Below are 13,861 nucleotides of genomic sequence, written 5' to 3'. Positions count from 1 at the left end.
CTGAAGGGGTGCTGAGGCGGACCATCAGAGCGGCGGACATCGAGTCACCGGAAAAGCTGATCGAGCTGCTCGACCGGTACTCCTACCTGGCCGACGAAGGACTGGCGACGGCGGCGTTCCTGGCGCTGCGGATGGGCCGGCCGCTGTTCTTGGAAGGGGAGGCGGGGGTCGGCAAGACCGAGCTGGCCAAGACCCTGGCCGATCTGCTCAAGGCGCCGCTCATCAGGCTGCAGTGCTACGAGGGCCTCGACGCCGCCCAGGCCCTCTACGACTGGGACTTCGCCCGCCAGCTCCTCCACCTCAAGGCCGCCGAGGCGGCCGGGGTCACCGACGTGGCCCGGCTGGAGAGCGAGATCTACGACCGGCGCTTCCTCATCGCCCGGCCCTTGCTGAAGGCGGTCGAGACGCAGCCCAGCGTGCTGCTGGTGGACGAGATCGACCGGGCCGACGACGAGTTCGAGGCGTTCCTGCTGGAGGTGCTGTCCGACTTCACGATCTCCATTCCCGAGCTGGGCACGATCAAGGCGGCCACGCCGCCGGTCGTGGTCGTCACCTCCAACCGGACGCGGGAGGTGCACGACGCGCTGAAGCGGCGCTGCCTGTACCACTGGCTGGAGCACCCGGGGTTCGACCGTGAGGTGGCGATCCTGCTGCGCAGACTGCCCTCGTGCACGCAGACGCTGGCCGTACAGGTGGCGGGGGCGGCGGAGCGGCTGCGGGCGGCCGAGCTGATCAAGCCGCCCGGCGTGGCCGAGACCCTCGACTGGACCGAGGCGCTGCTGACGCTCGGCGCGCGCGAGCTCGACCCGGGGCTGGCGGCGGCCACGCTGGGCGCGGCGCTGAAGTACCGGGAGGACGTCGAGGCGGTGCTCGCGAACGGGCTGCTGCGCCATGGATGAGCTGGCCGCGACCATGACCGGGTTCGCCAGGACGCTGCGGGCGGCGGGGGTCGCGGCCGACCACGAGCGCACCCGCAACCTGCTGCTGGCGCTGGACCACCTCGACGTCGGCGACCCGGCGCGCGTGTACTGGGCCGGGCGGCTGACGCTGTGCGCGGCGCCGGACGACCTGCCCCGGTACGACCGCTGCTTCGCCGCCTACTTCGGCGGTCTGCGGGCGGCCGGCCGTACCGCGGACAAGGTCGTCACGCGGCACGTGGCGGTGGGCGAGGCGGGCGAGGACGGCGAGCAGGAGGACGCGGACGCGGCGCCCGGCACGGCCAGCCGCACCGAGATCCTGCGCCACCGCGACGTGGCCAGGATGACCGAGGCGGAACGCGGCGAAGTGCACCGGATGCTGGCGATGCGGCGCTCGCGGCGCCACCAGCCCGCCCACCGCGGCGTCCTCGACCCGCGGCGGACGATCCGCGAGGCGCTGCGCAAGGGCGAGGTGGCGCGGCTGCGCAGGAAGACGCACGCCACGCGCCCGCGCGAGGTGGTGCTGCTGGTCGACGTGAGCGGGTCGATGTCGCCGTACGCGGAGACGCTGCTGCGGTACGCGCACGCGCTGGTGCGCAGCGAACCCAGGGCGACCAGGGTGTTCTCGATCGGGACGCGGCTGACGCACGTCACCGCCGAGTTGCGCCACCGCGATCCGGGCACCGCGCTGAACGCGGCGTCGCGGGTGATACCGGACTGGAGCGGGGGCACCCGGCTGGGGGAGGAGCTCCGGAGTTTCCTGAAAAATCATGACGCGCGCGGCGCGATCGTGGTCCTCGCCTCGGACGGCTGGGAACGCGGCGACCCGGCGCTGCTCGGCGCCCAGATGGCCAGGCTCGCCCGGCAGGCGTACCGGGTGATCTGGGTGAACCCGCACAAGGGGTATGAGGGTTACGAGCCGCTCACCGGTGGGATGCGGGCGGCGTTGCCGTACATCGACGACCTCGTGGCCGGGCACAGCCTGGCCGCGTTCGAGGCGCTCAGCGAAAGGCTCGGCCATGCGTGAGGTGCTCCCGGAGATCATGCGGTGGTGGCGCTCCGGGCTGAGGTTCGGGCTGGCGACCGTGGTGAGCACGTTCAGCAGCGCGCCCCGGCCGCCCGGCGCCTCGATGGCCGTGCGCGGGGACGAGGTCGTCGGCAGCGTCTCCGGCGGCTGCGTCGAGGGCGCGGTGTTCGAACTGGCCGCCGAGACCGAGGTCCCCGTCCTGCGGCGGTACGGCGTGAGCGACGACGACGCCTTCGCGGTCGGGCTCACCTGCGGCGGCATCATCGACATCCTCGTCGAGCCGGTCTCCATCGAGACCTTCCCCGAGCTCGGCGACATCTACGCCTCGGTCCGCGCCCACGAACCCGTGGCCGTCGCCACCATCGTCGGCGGCCCTGGCCGGATGGGCGCGAGAAGGGTGATCTGGCCCGAGCGCACCGCGGGCACCCTCGGCCTCGACCGCCTCGACCAGGCCGTCGACGACGACGCCCGCGGCATGCTCGCCCAGGGCCTGACCGGCATCCGCCACTACGGCGGCCACGGCGAGCGCCGCCTGGACGACCTGGCGGTGTTCGTGCACTCCTTCGCGCCGCCGCCGCGCATGCTGGTCTTCGGCGCCATCGACTTCGCCGCCGCCGTCGCCCGGGTCGGCAAGTTCCTCGGCTACCACGTCACCGTCTGCGACGCCCGCCCGGTCTTCGCCACCCCCAAGCGCTTCCCCGAGGCCGACGAGGTCGTGGTCAAGTGGCCGCACGACTACCTGGCCACGCAGAAGGTGGACGAGCGCACGGTCATCGCCGTGCTCACCCACGACCCCAAGTTCGACGTGCCGCTGCTGGAGCTGGCACTGCGCACCGACGCCGACTACGTGGGCGCGATGGGCTCGCGCCGTACCCACGCGGACCGGCTGGAACGGCTGCGCGAGGCCGGGCTCACCGACGCCGAGCTGGGACGGCTGCGCTCGCCCATCGGCCTCGACCTGGGCGCCCGCACCCCCGAGGAGACGGCGGTGTCCATCGCCGCCGAGCTCATCCAGCTGCGGTGGGGCGGTTCCGGACGGCCGCTGAGCGAGACGCGTGGACGCATTCACGGATGGGCAGAAAAGCGGGATGAAGCGATCTAGCGTGGCGGGGCTGCTGCTCGCGGCCGGGCGCGGAGCGCGGCTGGGCACGCCCAAGGCGCTCGTGGAGTACGAGGGCGAGCGGCTGGTCGATCGCGGGGTGCGGCTGCTGGAGACCGGCGGCTGCCATCCCGTCGTCGTGGTGCTCGGGGCGGCGACCGTGCCCGTGCGCGGCGCCGTCGTCGTGCGCAACCCCGACTGGCGCACCGGGATGGGCTCCTCGCTGCGCGTCGGGCTGGCCGCGCTGCCGCCGGACGCCGCCGCCGTCGTGGTGGCGCTGGTGGACCAGCCGTTCGTGTCGCCCGCCGCGGTGGCGGCGCTGATCGCCAGCGGGGGTGAGGTGGCCGTCGCCACGTACGGCGGCGCCCGGCGCAACCCGGTGCTGTTCGGCCGGGACCACTTCGCCGAGGTGGCCGGGCTGGCCGTGGGGGACGTGGGGGCCAGGCCGTTCCTGAAGGCGTATCCGGAACTGATCACCGACGTGCCGTGCGACGGGCTGGGCAGCCCGGCCGACATCGACACGCCCGAGGACCTGGAGCTTCTGAAAGGCCTCTAGCTCATTCGTAGAGATGCGAGTGCGGCGCGGTGGTCGCTGCCGACGGCCGGGGCGACGCCCGCCTTGGTCGCGGTCATGCCCTTGTACAGGATGTGGTCGGGCCGGGTGATCGGGAACGACGACGGCCAGGTGAACCCGAACCCGTCGCCCGCCTCGCGCTGCGCGTCCCGCAGCGGCGGCGTCAGCCCGGACATGCCGCGGTCGGTGGTGGCGGTGTTGAGGTCGCCCATGAGCAGGATGCGCTTGCTGGAGTCCTTGTCGACCAGCGAGCGCGCGTGGGCCAGCGACTTGTCGCGGAAGGCGGTGTGCCCGGGGCGGGCCGAGGCCAGGTGCATCACGTACACGGTGACCTTGCCCTTCGGCGTGTCGGCCACCGCCCGCAGCGCCCTGGGCCAGCCCATGCCGACGTCGAGCTTCTGCTGCTTGCTCAGCGGGTAGCGGCTCCACAGCCCGACCGTGCCGACGGGGTACTTGTGCGGGAACATCCGGTCGAGCTGCTTGGCGGCCGGTCCGCCCGGGGTGAGTTCCTGGGCCGCGACCAGGTCGAGCCCTTCGGCGATCTTGCGCATGGCCTCGCCTGAGGCGCTGTTGGTGACGCCGACGTTGACCGTGGCCACCTTGAGGTCGCTGGCGCCGCCAGGCGGCGACTGCAGCATGGTCGAGCCGAACATCAGCGCCCACACCAGGCCGGGCACCAGGGCCGCGACCGCGGCGCCCTTCGAGCGTGACAGCGCCGCGCCGAGCAGAAGCATGGGCACCGTGAGCCCCACCCAGGGCAGCATGCTCTCCCAGATGGGTGTGAATCCACCCATGGCCGGAAAGAGCTGATGACCCGCCAAGGCCACGGCGACCAGGGCGGACACGACGATGACGACCCGACTCAGCACCCGTCCCAGGCTAGCCGGTGCGGGCTCGGGATGCGGACAGGCTAACCTGGTGCCGAATATAGTTCGGTTACTACTCGGTTCGAGGGAGCCCGGCATGCGGATCGGTATGGCGCTCAACTATTCAGGCGGCTTCAAGGAGACGGTCGCCGAACTGGCCGACTACGAGCGGGCCGGGCTCGACATCGTCTTCGTGGCCGAGGCCTACAGCTTCGACGCGGTCAGCCAGATGGGCTACATCGCCGCCAAGACCGACCGCCTCGAGATCGCCTCCGGCATCCTGCCGATCTACTCCCGCACCCCGACCCTGCTCGCGATGACCGCCGCCGGGCTCGACTACGTCTCCGACGGCCGCTTCACCCTGGGCCTCGGCGCCTCGGGCCCGCAGGTGATCGAGGGCTTCCACGGCGTGCCCTATACGGCGCCGCTGGGCCGTACCCGCGAGGTCATCGACATCTGCCGCCAGGTGTGGCGCCGCGAGAAGCTCACCTACTCCGGCAACCACTACACCCTCCCGCTCCCGCCCGAGCAGGGCACCGGACTCGGCAAAGCCCTGAAGATCATCAATCATCCGGTACGGCCGCGCATCCCGATCGTGGTCGCCGCCATCGGCCCCAAGAACGTCGAGCTGACCGCCGAGGTCGCCGAAGGCTGGGAGCCGATCTTCTACGTACCGGAGAAGGCGGCCGAGGTCTGGGGCCCGTCACTGGCCGCCGGAGCCGCCCGCCGCGACCCGGCCCTCGGCTCCTTGGACACGATCGCGCAGGCCGCCCTGGCGATCGGCGACGACGTGCAGGGGTTGCTGGAGCTGGGGCGTGGCATGGCGGCCCTGTACATCGGCGGGATGGGCGCCAAGGGGCGCAACTTCTACAACGAGCTCGCCCGGCGCTACGGCTACGAGAAGGAGGCCGAGCAGATCCAGGACCTGTACCTGGAGGGGAAGAAGCAGGAGGCGGCGGCTTTGGTGCCGCAGGAGTTGCTGGAGAAGATGTCGCTGATCGGATCGGAGGGCTTCGTCCGGGACCGGATCCAGGCTCTGCGTGAGTCGGGTGTGACGACGCTGAACGTGACGCCCCTCGCCAACACCCACGAGGAGCGCCTGCGCCTCGTGGAAAAGATGAAAGAACTGACCGCCTAACCGCCCGGCACACTTCCACCCCGGCACCCTGGTCCGCCCGCCTCCACCCCGGTCGCCCGTCCGCCCGGGGTCCGGCCTACCCCGGACCCCGCTCCACCACCCGCCTCCACCTCGGCACCCTGGTCCGCCCGCCTTCACCCCGGTCGCCGTCCGCCCGGGGTCCGGCCTGCTCCGGACCTGCCGCTTCCGTTCTCTCCACCACCGGCCTCTCCCTCCCTCCGCCACCGGTCCAACCCCCCGGCCCGGCCTCGACCCCGGCCCGGCCTCGACCCCGGCTTCGGCCCCTGGCCCGCTGCCCCCTGGCTCGCCGGCCCTTGGCCACCCGGCCCTCGGCCACCCGGCCCCCTGGTCACGGGTTGGGTTCCGGAGGCTGGGGCTGTCTTGGTCGTGGGTTGTCCGGGTCTGAGGGGGTTGCCGGGGTTTTGTGCGCCGCGCGGGCGGAAGGGGTACGGCGGGGTTCGGCGCACCCGGTGCGGTGCCCGGCGTGGGCCACGGCGGCCGGCCGGCGGATGGCTGTCGCGGCGCCCCGCCGGAGTGCGGTGGGGAGCATCGGCTGCGGCGGCGCGCTGGGGGCGGTGGGCGGTGGTTCGTGGGCGGAGCCGTAAAGGATAGTGATCTAGATCACACAGGACGACGGGAATAGCCAGAGATAAGAGTGGTGTTGTGACGGTTCGTGAGGTTTTCGGTAGTCATCGTGTGGCTCGTTGAGCGGCTGCACATCGACCTGTGCCGCGTGACGGGGACGAGCTGTCGCTGATCGCGCCATGACGCGCTAGATCGCCACTCACCCCTTTTCTCCTTTCCGGTGCGCCTTTGGCATGCCGTCATCTCCGGAGCCTTCCTCTCGTGAAGAGATTCAGCTTTTCCCTGCAACTGCTCGCCGGCCTCGTGGCCGGCATAGCCCTCGGATTCGTCGCCAAGATTTGGGACGTCTCCTGGCTGGCAGAGACCCTGACCCAAGTCGGCAAGATCTTCGTCCAGCTGCTGAAGCTGGCCGTCCCGCCGCTGGTGTTCACCGCGGTGCTGGTCAGCGTCGCCAACCTCCGCAACGTCAACGGCGCCGCCAGGTTGGCCTCGAAGACCCTGTTCTGGTTCCTGGCGACCGCCTTCATCTCGGTCGCCTTCGCCATCGGCCTCGGTCTCATCATCAACCCCGGCCAGGGCGTCACCCTCGACACCAGCACCGCCAAGCCCGTCGACACCGAGGGCGCCGGGACCTGGCTCGACTTCGTGACCGGCATCATCCCCACGAACATCGTCACCGCCTTCACCGAGCTCAACGTCCTCCAGATCGTCTTCCTCGGTGTCGTCCTCGGCGCCGCGGCCCTGGCGATCGGCGACAAGGCCGAGCCGTTCCTGAACCTCAGCCGCTCGGTCCTCGAACTCGTCCAGAAGGCCCTGTGGTGGGTCATCCGCCTGGCCCCCATCGGCACCGCGGGCCTGATCGGCAAGGCCGTGGCCACCTACGGCTGGGACCTGCTGGCGCCGCTGGCCAAGTTCTCGGCCGGCGTCTACATCGGCTGCTTCATCGTCCTGCTGGCGATCTACCCGACGCTGCTGGCCGTCTTCGGCAAGGTCAACCCGCTGAAGTTCTACCGCAACGCCTGGCCCGCCATCGAGCTCGCCTTCGTCTCCCGCTCCTCCGTCGGCACCCTGCCCCTGACCCAGCGCGTGACGGTGGAGCGCAACGGCGTCGACCGCGACTACGCCTCCTTCGCCGTGCCGTTCGGCGCCACCACCAAGATGGACGGCTGCGCCTCGGTCTACCCCGCGCTGGCCGCCATCTTCGTGGCCCAGGTCTTCAACGTCCCGCTGGGCGTGGGCGACTACCTGCTGATCGCGTTCGTCTCGGTCGTGGGCTCGGCAGCGACGGCCGGCCTGACCGGCGCCATCGTCATGCTCACCCTGACCCTGAGCACCCTGGGCCTGCCCCTGGAAGGTGTCGGCCTCCTCCTCGCCATCGACCCCATCCTGGACATGATCCGCACCGCCACCAACGTCGCGGGCCAGGCAGTGGTCCCCGTCCTGGTCGCCCGCTCGGAGGGCCGCCTCGACGAGGCCGTCTTCAACGCCCCACCCCAGCCCCTCGACAACGACGCCCCCGCGGCCAAGTCCCCCGCCAGGGAACCGGCGCTGGCATAACCGCACAATCGCGAAAGGGCGAGAGGCTCCCGGCCTCTCGCCCTTTCGCGTGCTGAAAGACTTAGGTGTGCCCCGGCGGAGCGGCAGAAGTCTTTGCGGCGGGATGCGGTTCGCTGTGAAGGTCACGCGCCAGCGTGCGGATTTCGCGGAAGCTGCCGACCATTCCGGCTGTTCGGGCCTGGACGAGGATGTTGCCCAGGGCGGTGGCCTCTACGGGGCCGGCCACCACGGGGAGGTCGCAGGCTTCGGCGGTTAGCCGGCACAGGAGGCGGTTGCGGGAGCCGCCGCCCAGCAAATGGATGACCTCCACCGGGTGACCGGACAAGGTTGTCGCGTCGGCCACCGCGTTTCTGTGGGCCAGGGCCAGGCTTTCCAGGATGCAGCGGACTGTCTCGGCGCGCGTTCTCGGGGCTGGCTGGCCGGCTGCTCGGCAGGCTTCGGCTATGCGGGTGGGCATGTCGCCGGGGGCCAGAAAGGCGGGGTCGGCGGCGTCGATCAGGGAGCGGAAAGGTTCGGCTTCCTCGGCTGACCGCAGCAAGGTGGGGAGGTCGGGTGTGCCCCAGGTGGTCAGGCATTCCTGGAGGAGCCACAGGCCCATGACGTTGCGGAGGTAGCGGGTGGTGCCGTCCAGGCCGGTCTCGTTCGTGAAATTTCCGGTACGGCTGGCCTCTGACAGCACCGGAGAAGAAAGCTCCACGCCCACCAGCGACCACGTACCGCAGGAGATGTAGGCGAAGGCGTCCGTGGTGGCCGGGACGGCGATCACGGCGGAGGCGGTGTCGTGGGAGGCCACTGTCACGACCGGGGCCGACCAGTCCGGGAAGGCGTCCCGGCAGCACGACGCGGGCGCGTGGGCGGGGGTCATGACGCCGATGGGGGCGCCGGGGTGGCGGATCGGCGGGAAGAGGTGGGTGGGGATGCCCGCTTTGCCCGCCAGGTCGTCCGACCAGGTCCGGGTGTGGATGTCCAGGAGGCCGGTGGTCGAGGCGTTGGTGACCTCCGCGCCGATCTCGCCGGTCAGCCAGTACGCGATCAGGTCGGGAATCAGGAGTATGGTCGCGGCGCCGGTCAGGTCGTCGGCCAGTAGCTGGAAGACGGTGTTGATGGGGTGGGGCTGGATGCCGGTGGCCGCGTAGAGAGCTCCGGCGCCCAGGCGGTCGATGGTGGGGGACACCACTTTTTCGGTACGGCTGTCGCGGTAGCTCACCGGGTCCCGGAGCAAGGTGCCGTCGTAGCCCAGGAGACCGTAGTCGACGCCCCACGAGTCGATGCCGATCGAGTCGACCGGTCCCGCTTTGGCCAGGCCGTACAGGATCTCGTGGAAAATGCGGTGGATGTCCCAGCGCAGGGCGCCCTCGCGCAGGGTGGCGCCGTTGGGGAAGCGGTGGACCTCGGTCAACGTCAGGGACTCGTCGCTGACGATGACGCGGCCGCTGGACGCGCCGAGGTCGATGGCGGCGAAGCGGGTCATCGGGTGGACTCCCTCACGACCAGTTCGGGCTGGAAGACGATCTGCTGGTGGGCGTGGGCGCCGGGGCGGTCGCACTCGTCGAGCAGCAGTTCCGTGGCGACCTTGCCCAACTGGTAGGTCGGCTGGCGGATGGAGGTCAGGGAGACGGCCGAGGCCGACGCGAAGTCGATGTCGTCGTAGCCCATCAGGGCCACGTCGTCCGGGATGCGGACGCCGAGTTGCGTGAGGCCGCGCAGGACGCCCAGTGCCAGCAGGTCGTTGGCGCAGAAGACGGCGTCCGGAATGCCGGAGTCCAGCAGCAGTTGGGCGGCTCTTTCTCCGGCGCGGGCGGTCATGGCGGGCATCTGGATCAGGCGCAGGGTGCCGGGGAACGTCCGGGAGGCGCCCTCGAAACGATCCTGGCACTGGCGGATGGTCAGGGGGCCGCTGACGTAGGCGACGGAGGTCGCGCCGCCGGCCAGGAGATGCTCCACGGCCAGCTTGCTGCCGACCACGTCGTTCACCGCCACCGAGCACTGGTCGGCGCGGTGGGGCGGGTGGTCGACGAGGACGACGTTGATGTTGTGGGCGCGCAGGCGGTCCAGGCGCGCGGGGTCCTCGTCGGACGGGGTGATGAGCACGCCGCGGACCCGCTGCTCGGCCAGGACGCGCAGGTTGCGTTCCTCTTTGGTACGCGAGCCCGCCGAGTTGCCCAGGATGACCGCGTACCCCAGGGCACTGGCGGTCTCCTCCACGCCGGCGGCCACGTCGGTGAAGAACGGGTTGCCGATGTCGATCACCGACAGGCCGATGGTCCGGCTGTAGCCCGCGCGCAGCGTCGAGGCCGAGGCGTGCCGGACGAAGCCGAGGTCCTCGATGGCCGCCTCCACCCGCCGGCGGGTCGTGGGGGAGACTTTCTCCGGGCGGTTCAGGACGTTCGAGACCGTGCCGGGGCTGACTCCGGCCAGTTCGGCGACCTCCTTGATGTTCACCACAGGACCTGATTAAAACGTAACAACCGAGAAACGGCAATTGACGGGAGCGAGATCGCTGTCTAGCGTCGCACACGTTGTTAAAACGATTCAAAGGATTGCCCTCATGGACATCAGAGCGCGGCTCAGGGAGCAACGGATCGAGACCCCCTCGTGGGCGTACGGGAACTCGGGCACCCGCTTCAAGGTCTTCGCCCAGCCCGGCGTCCCCCGCGACCCCTTCGAGAAGCTGGCCGACGCCGCCCAGGTGCACCGCTTCACCGGGATCGCCCCGAGCGTCGCCCTGCACATCCCCTGGGACAAGGTGGACGACTACGCCGGCCTGCGCCGCCACGCGGAGGGCCTCGGTCTGAGCATCGGGGCGATCAACGCCAACGTCTTCCAGGACGACGACTACAAGCTGGGCAGCGTCACCAACCCCGACCCGCGCGTCCGCCGCAAGGCCCTGGACCACCTGCTGGAATGCGTCGACATCATGGACGCCACCGGGTCGGACACGCTCAAGCTCTGGTTCTCCGACGGCACCAACTACCCGGGCCAGGACGACATCCGCGCCCGCCAGGACCGCCTGGCCGAGGCTCTTGAATCGGTTTACGCCCGGCTGGGGGAGGGGCAGCGGTTCCTGCTGGAGTACAAGCTGTTCGAGCCCGCCTTCTACACGACCGACGTGCCCGACTGGGGCACCGCCTACGCCCACTGCCTCAGGCTGGGCCCGAAGGCGCAGGTCGTCGTGGACACCGGCCACCACGCGCCCGGCACCAACATCGAGTTCATCGTGGCCTTCCTGCTCAGGGAGGGCAAGCTCGGCGGCTTCGACTTCAACTCGCGCTTCTACGCCGACGACGACCTGATGGTGGGGGCGGCCGACCCGTTCCAGCTGTTCCGGATCATGTACGAGGTGGCGGAGGAGCCCGGGATCGCGTTCATGCTCGACCAGTGCCACAACCTCGAGCCCAAGATCCCCGGCCAGATCCGCTCGGTGATGAACGTCCAGGAGGCCACCGCGAAGGCCCTCCTCGTCGACAAAAACGCCCTCAAATCCGCGCAGGCCGCGGGCGACGTCCTCGGCGCCAACGCCGTCCTCATGGACGCCTACAACACCGACGTACGCCCCCTGCTGGCCGACCTCCGCCAGGAGACGGGCCTCGACCCGGACCCCATGGCCGCCTACGCCAAGTCCGGATATTTCCAGGAAATCAGCGCCACCCGCGTCGGCGGCGCCCAGGCGGGTTGGGGAGCCTGATGGCCAGCACGAGCAGCACGCGCCACGACACGCCCGCGCAGGTCAGGGAACTGCTCGACCGCGCCCACGCCCTGGGCGGCGACCCCCGCAACACCAACTACGCGGGCGGCAACGCCTCCGTCAAGGCCGCCGGCCACGACCCCGTCACCGGCCAGGACGTCGATCTGATGTGGGTCAAGGGCTCCGGCGGCGACCTGGGCACGCTGAAGGAGAGCGGCCTGGCCGTCCTGCGGCTCGACCGCGTACGCGCGCTTAAAACGATCTACCCGGGCGTTGAACGCGAAGACGAGATGGTGGCGGCGTTCGACTACTGCCTGCACGGCAAGGGCGGCGCCGCGCCGTCCATCGACACCGCGATGCACGCCCTGGTCGAGGCGGCGCACGTCGACCACCTGCACCCCGACGCCGGCATCGCGATCGCCACCGCCCAGGACGGCCCCGCCCTGACCGAGCGGATCTTCGCCGGCCGCGTGGTGTGGGTGCCCTGGCGCCGTCCCGGCTTCCAGCTCGGCCTGGACATCGCCGCCATCCAGGCCGCGAACCCGCGGGCCATCGGCGTCATCCTCGGCGGCCACGGCATCACCGCCTGGGGCGCCACCTCGGAGGAGTGCCGCGCCAACTCGCTGGAGATCATCCGCACCGCCGAGCAGTACATCGCCGCCCACGGCCGCCCCGACCCCTTCGGCCCGATCGTCCACGAGACCCCCGGCGAAGAGGTACGGCTGGCCAACGCGGCCCGGCTCTTCCCCCTGCTGCGCGGCCTGGCCTCGACCGACGCGCCCATGGTCGGCCACTACACCGCCACCCCCGAGGTCCTCGACTTCCTCGCCCGCGCCGAACACCCCCGCCTGGCCGCGCTCGGCACCTCCTGCCCCGACCACTTCCTGCGCACCAAGATCGCCCCGCTCGTCCTGCCCCCGGACCCCGAAGAGGAACGCATCAGGCATCTCCACGCCGCCTACCGCGCCGATTACGCCGCGTATTACGCCCGCAATGCCGTACCGGAATCACCCCCGATGCGCGGCGCCGACCCCGCGATCGTGCTGGTACCCGGCGTCGGCATGTTCTCCTTCGGCAAGGACAAGCAGACCGCGCGCGTCGCCGGCGAGTTCTATCTCAACGCGATCAACGTCATGCGCGGCGCCGAGGCGTTGTCCGCCTATGCGCCGATCGAGGAGAGCGAGAAGTTCCGCATCGAGTACTGGGACCTGGAGGAGGCCAAGCTCCGCCGCCTGCCGCCGCCCAAGCCGCTGGCCACCCGGATCGCGCTGGTCACCGGCGGCGGTTCGGGCATCGGCGCGGCGACCGCGCGCCGCCTGGCCGCCGAGGGGGCCCTCGTGGTGGTCGCCGACCGCGACCTCGCCGCCGCCGAGAAGGTGGCCGCGCGGATCGGCACGGCGGACGCGGCGGTCGCGGTCCGCGCGGACGTGACCGACGAAGCGCAGGTCCAGGACATGGTACGGCGGGCCGTGCTGGCCTTCGGCGGCCTCGACCTGGTCGTCAACAACGCGGGACTGTCCCTGTCGCGCCCCCTGCTGGAGACCACGGCGGACGACTGGGACATCCAGCACGACGTCATGGCGAAGGGCTCGTTCCTGGTCTCCCGCGAAGCCGCCCGAGTCCTGATAAAGCAGGGCATGGGGGGAGACGTCATCTACATCTCCTCCAAGAACTCGATCTTCGCCGGTCCGAACAACGTCGCGTACGGCGCCGCCAAGGCCGACCAGGCCCACCAGGTCCGCCTGCTCGCCGCGGAACTGGGCGAACACGGTATCCGTGTCAATGGCGTCAACCCGGACGGCGTCGTCCGTGGCTCCGGCATCTTCGCCTCCGGGTGGGGCGCCAACCGCGCGGCCGTCTACGGGGTGCCGGAGGAGCGGCTCGGCGAGTTCTACGCCCAGCGCACGTTGCTGAAGCGCGAGGTCCTGCCGGAGCACGTGGCGGCCGCGGTGTTCGCCCTGACCGCCGGCGACCTGAACCTCACGACGGGCCTGCACATCCCGGTCGACGCGGGCGTCCCCGCCGCCTTCCTCCGCTAGCCCCACTCACCACCCACCACCCACCACCCACCACCCGCCACCCGCCACCCGCCCCGCCCTGCCCGCCCCGCCCTGCCTGCCCGCCCCGCCCTGCCTGCCTGCCCGCCCCGCCCTGCCTGCCCGCCCCACCCGCCCCACCCGCCCCTTCGCCCACTCGCCCCTTCGCCTGCTTAACCCGCTCCGCCCGACCTCGCCCACCCGTCGGCCCCGCCCGCTCGGCATTCCGCATCGGCTTGGCGGGACACGCGGACAGGCACGCCCGGCTTCGGCTCGGGTGGCCCGCATCCGGGCCCTTGCCCGGCGGCAGCCTGACGCGGAGGTCTGGCGGACAGCCGGCGGTGGGGCGTGGCGATATGCGTGGGCGGGGGATGCGG

Annotated in this window: 12 protein-coding genes; 9 read left to right on the top strand and 3 right to left on the bottom strand. The window is 71.1% G+C overall.

Going from position 1 to position 13,861, the window contains the following annotated elements:
• The first annotated feature begins 8 nt into the window (after nt 1-8).
• From ACFWY5_RS06990 to ACFWY5_RS06975, 4 genes are read left to right on the top strand one after another with little or no spacing between them, the layout of a single operon-like run.
• On the top strand, nt 9-899 hold the full coding sequence (locus ACFWY5_RS06990) for an AAA family ATPase (RefSeq protein WP_379630775.1): 891 nt from the start codon (nt 9-11) through the stop codon (nt 897-899).
• Nucleotides 892-1,944, top strand: a complete 1,053-nt coding sequence (locus tag ACFWY5_RS06985) for a VWA domain-containing protein (RefSeq protein WP_379630774.1) — start codon at nt 892-894, stop codon at nt 1,942-1,944. Before ACFWY5_RS06990 ends, ACFWY5_RS06985 begins: the two co-directional genes overlap by 8 nt.
• Nucleotides 1,937-3,046, top strand: a complete 1,110-nt coding sequence (locus ACFWY5_RS06980) for an XdhC family protein (RefSeq protein WP_379630773.1) — start codon at nt 1,937-1,939, stop codon at nt 3,044-3,046. Before ACFWY5_RS06985 ends, ACFWY5_RS06980 begins: the two co-directional genes overlap by 8 nt.
• On the top strand, nt 3,033-3,599 hold the full coding sequence (locus ACFWY5_RS06975) for an NTP transferase domain-containing protein (RefSeq protein WP_379630772.1): 567 nt from the start codon (nt 3,033-3,035) through the stop codon (nt 3,597-3,599). Before ACFWY5_RS06980 ends, ACFWY5_RS06975 begins: the two co-directional genes overlap by 14 nt.
• Here the strand turns inward: ACFWY5_RS06975 and ACFWY5_RS06970 are convergent.
• Nucleotides 3,596-4,486: an endonuclease/exonuclease/phosphatase family protein gene (locus ACFWY5_RS06970; protein ID WP_379630771.1), complete on the bottom strand. Its 891-nt coding sequence runs from the start codon at nt 4,484-4,486 to the stop codon at nt 3,596-3,598. The genes ACFWY5_RS06975 and ACFWY5_RS06970 overlap by 4 nt on opposite strands.
• Before the next feature lie 94 nt (nt 4,487-4,580).
• Between ACFWY5_RS06970 and ACFWY5_RS06965 the strand changes: the two genes are divergently transcribed.
• From ACFWY5_RS06965 to ACFWY5_RS06955, 3 genes are all read left to right on the top strand, one after another.
• The gene (locus tag ACFWY5_RS06965) at nt 4,581-5,621 is read left to right on the top strand and encodes an LLM class F420-dependent oxidoreductase (RefSeq protein ID WP_379618644.1); all 1,041 of its coding nucleotides are present in this window, start codon (nt 4,581-4,583) and stop codon (nt 5,619-5,621) included.
• A gap of 673 nt (nt 5,622-6,294) precedes the next feature.
• The gene (locus tag ACFWY5_RS06960) at nt 6,295-6,378 is read left to right on the top strand and encodes a putative leader peptide (protein WP_379618716.1); all 84 of its coding nucleotides are present in this window, start codon (nt 6,295-6,297) and stop codon (nt 6,376-6,378) included.
• A gap of 89 nt (nt 6,379-6,467) precedes the next feature.
• Entirely contained in the window at nt 6,468-7,763 is a 1,296-nt protein-coding gene (locus ACFWY5_RS06955) for a dicarboxylate/amino acid:cation symporter (protein WP_379618642.1), read from the top strand.
• Between the two features lie 61 nt (nt 7,764-7,824).
• On the opposite strand, the gene ACFWY5_RS06950 is transcribed toward ACFWY5_RS06955, so the two are convergent.
• On the bottom strand, nt 7,825-9,234 hold the full coding sequence (locus ACFWY5_RS06950) for a rhamnulokinase family protein (RefSeq protein ID WP_379630770.1): 1,410 nt from the start codon (nt 9,232-9,234) through the stop codon (nt 7,825-7,827).
• Nucleotides 9,231-10,205, bottom strand: a complete 975-nt coding sequence (locus ACFWY5_RS06945) for a LacI family DNA-binding transcriptional regulator (protein ID WP_379630769.1) — start codon at nt 10,203-10,205, stop codon at nt 9,231-9,233. The genes ACFWY5_RS06950 and ACFWY5_RS06945 overlap by 4 nt, the downstream gene beginning before the upstream one ends.
• A gap of 106 nt (nt 10,206-10,311) precedes the next feature.
• On the opposite strand from ACFWY5_RS06945, the gene rhaI reads away from it, so the two are divergent.
• Both rhaI and ACFWY5_RS06935 read left to right on the top strand, forming a co-directional pair.
• Nucleotides 10,312-11,448 (top strand): L-rhamnose isomerase, encoded by a 1,137-nt coding sequence (gene rhaI / locus ACFWY5_RS06940; RefSeq protein WP_379630768.1) that lies wholly within the window; start codon nt 10,312-10,314, stop codon nt 11,446-11,448.
• Nucleotides 11,448-13,487 carry a bifunctional aldolase/short-chain dehydrogenase gene (locus ACFWY5_RS06935; RefSeq protein ID WP_379630767.1) on the top strand — a complete coding sequence of 680 codons (2,040 nt, stop codon included), beginning with the start codon at nt 11,448-11,450 and terminating at the stop codon, nt 13,485-13,487. Before rhaI ends, ACFWY5_RS06935 begins: the two co-directional genes overlap by 1 nt.
• Nucleotides 13,488-13,861: the final 374 nt, after the last annotated feature.

This window comes from Nonomuraea sp. NPDC059007, from assembly GCF_042740555.1.
Classification (GTDB): Bacteria; Actinomycetota; Actinomycetes; order Streptosporangiales; family Streptosporangiaceae; genus Nonomuraea.
The sequence above is the reverse complement of the archived record's forward strand: the minus strand, read 5'-3'. Positions and strand labels throughout refer to the sequence as shown.

What these genes read in the sequence shown, in the direction of transcription:
- ACFWY5_RS06950 (WP_379630770.1), bottom strand. Translation starts at nt 9,234, where the DNA reads ATGACCCGCTTCGCCGCCATCGACCTCGGCGCGTCCAGCGGCCGCGTC.
- ACFWY5_RS06985 (WP_379630774.1), top strand. Translation starts at nt 892, where the DNA reads ATGGATGAGCTGGCCGCGACCATGACCGGGTTCGCCAGGACGCTGCGG.
- rhaI (WP_379630768.1), top strand. Translation starts at nt 10,312, where the DNA reads ATGGACATCAGAGCGCGGCTCAGGGAGCAACGGATCGAGACCCCCTCG.
- ACFWY5_RS06980 (WP_379630773.1), top strand. Translation starts at nt 1,937, where the DNA reads ATGCGTGAGGTGCTCCCGGAGATCATGCGGTGGTGGCGCTCCGGGCTG.
- ACFWY5_RS06965 (WP_379618644.1), top strand. Translation starts at nt 4,581, where the DNA reads ATGCGGATCGGTATGGCGCTCAACTATTCAGGCGGCTTCAAGGAGACG.
- ACFWY5_RS06975 (WP_379630772.1), top strand. Translation starts at nt 3,033, where the DNA reads ATGAAGCGATCTAGCGTGGCGGGGCTGCTGCTCGCGGCCGGGCGCGGA.
- ACFWY5_RS06935 (WP_379630767.1), top strand. Translation starts at nt 11,448, where the DNA reads ATGGCCAGCACGAGCAGCACGCGCCACGACACGCCCGCGCAGGTCAGG.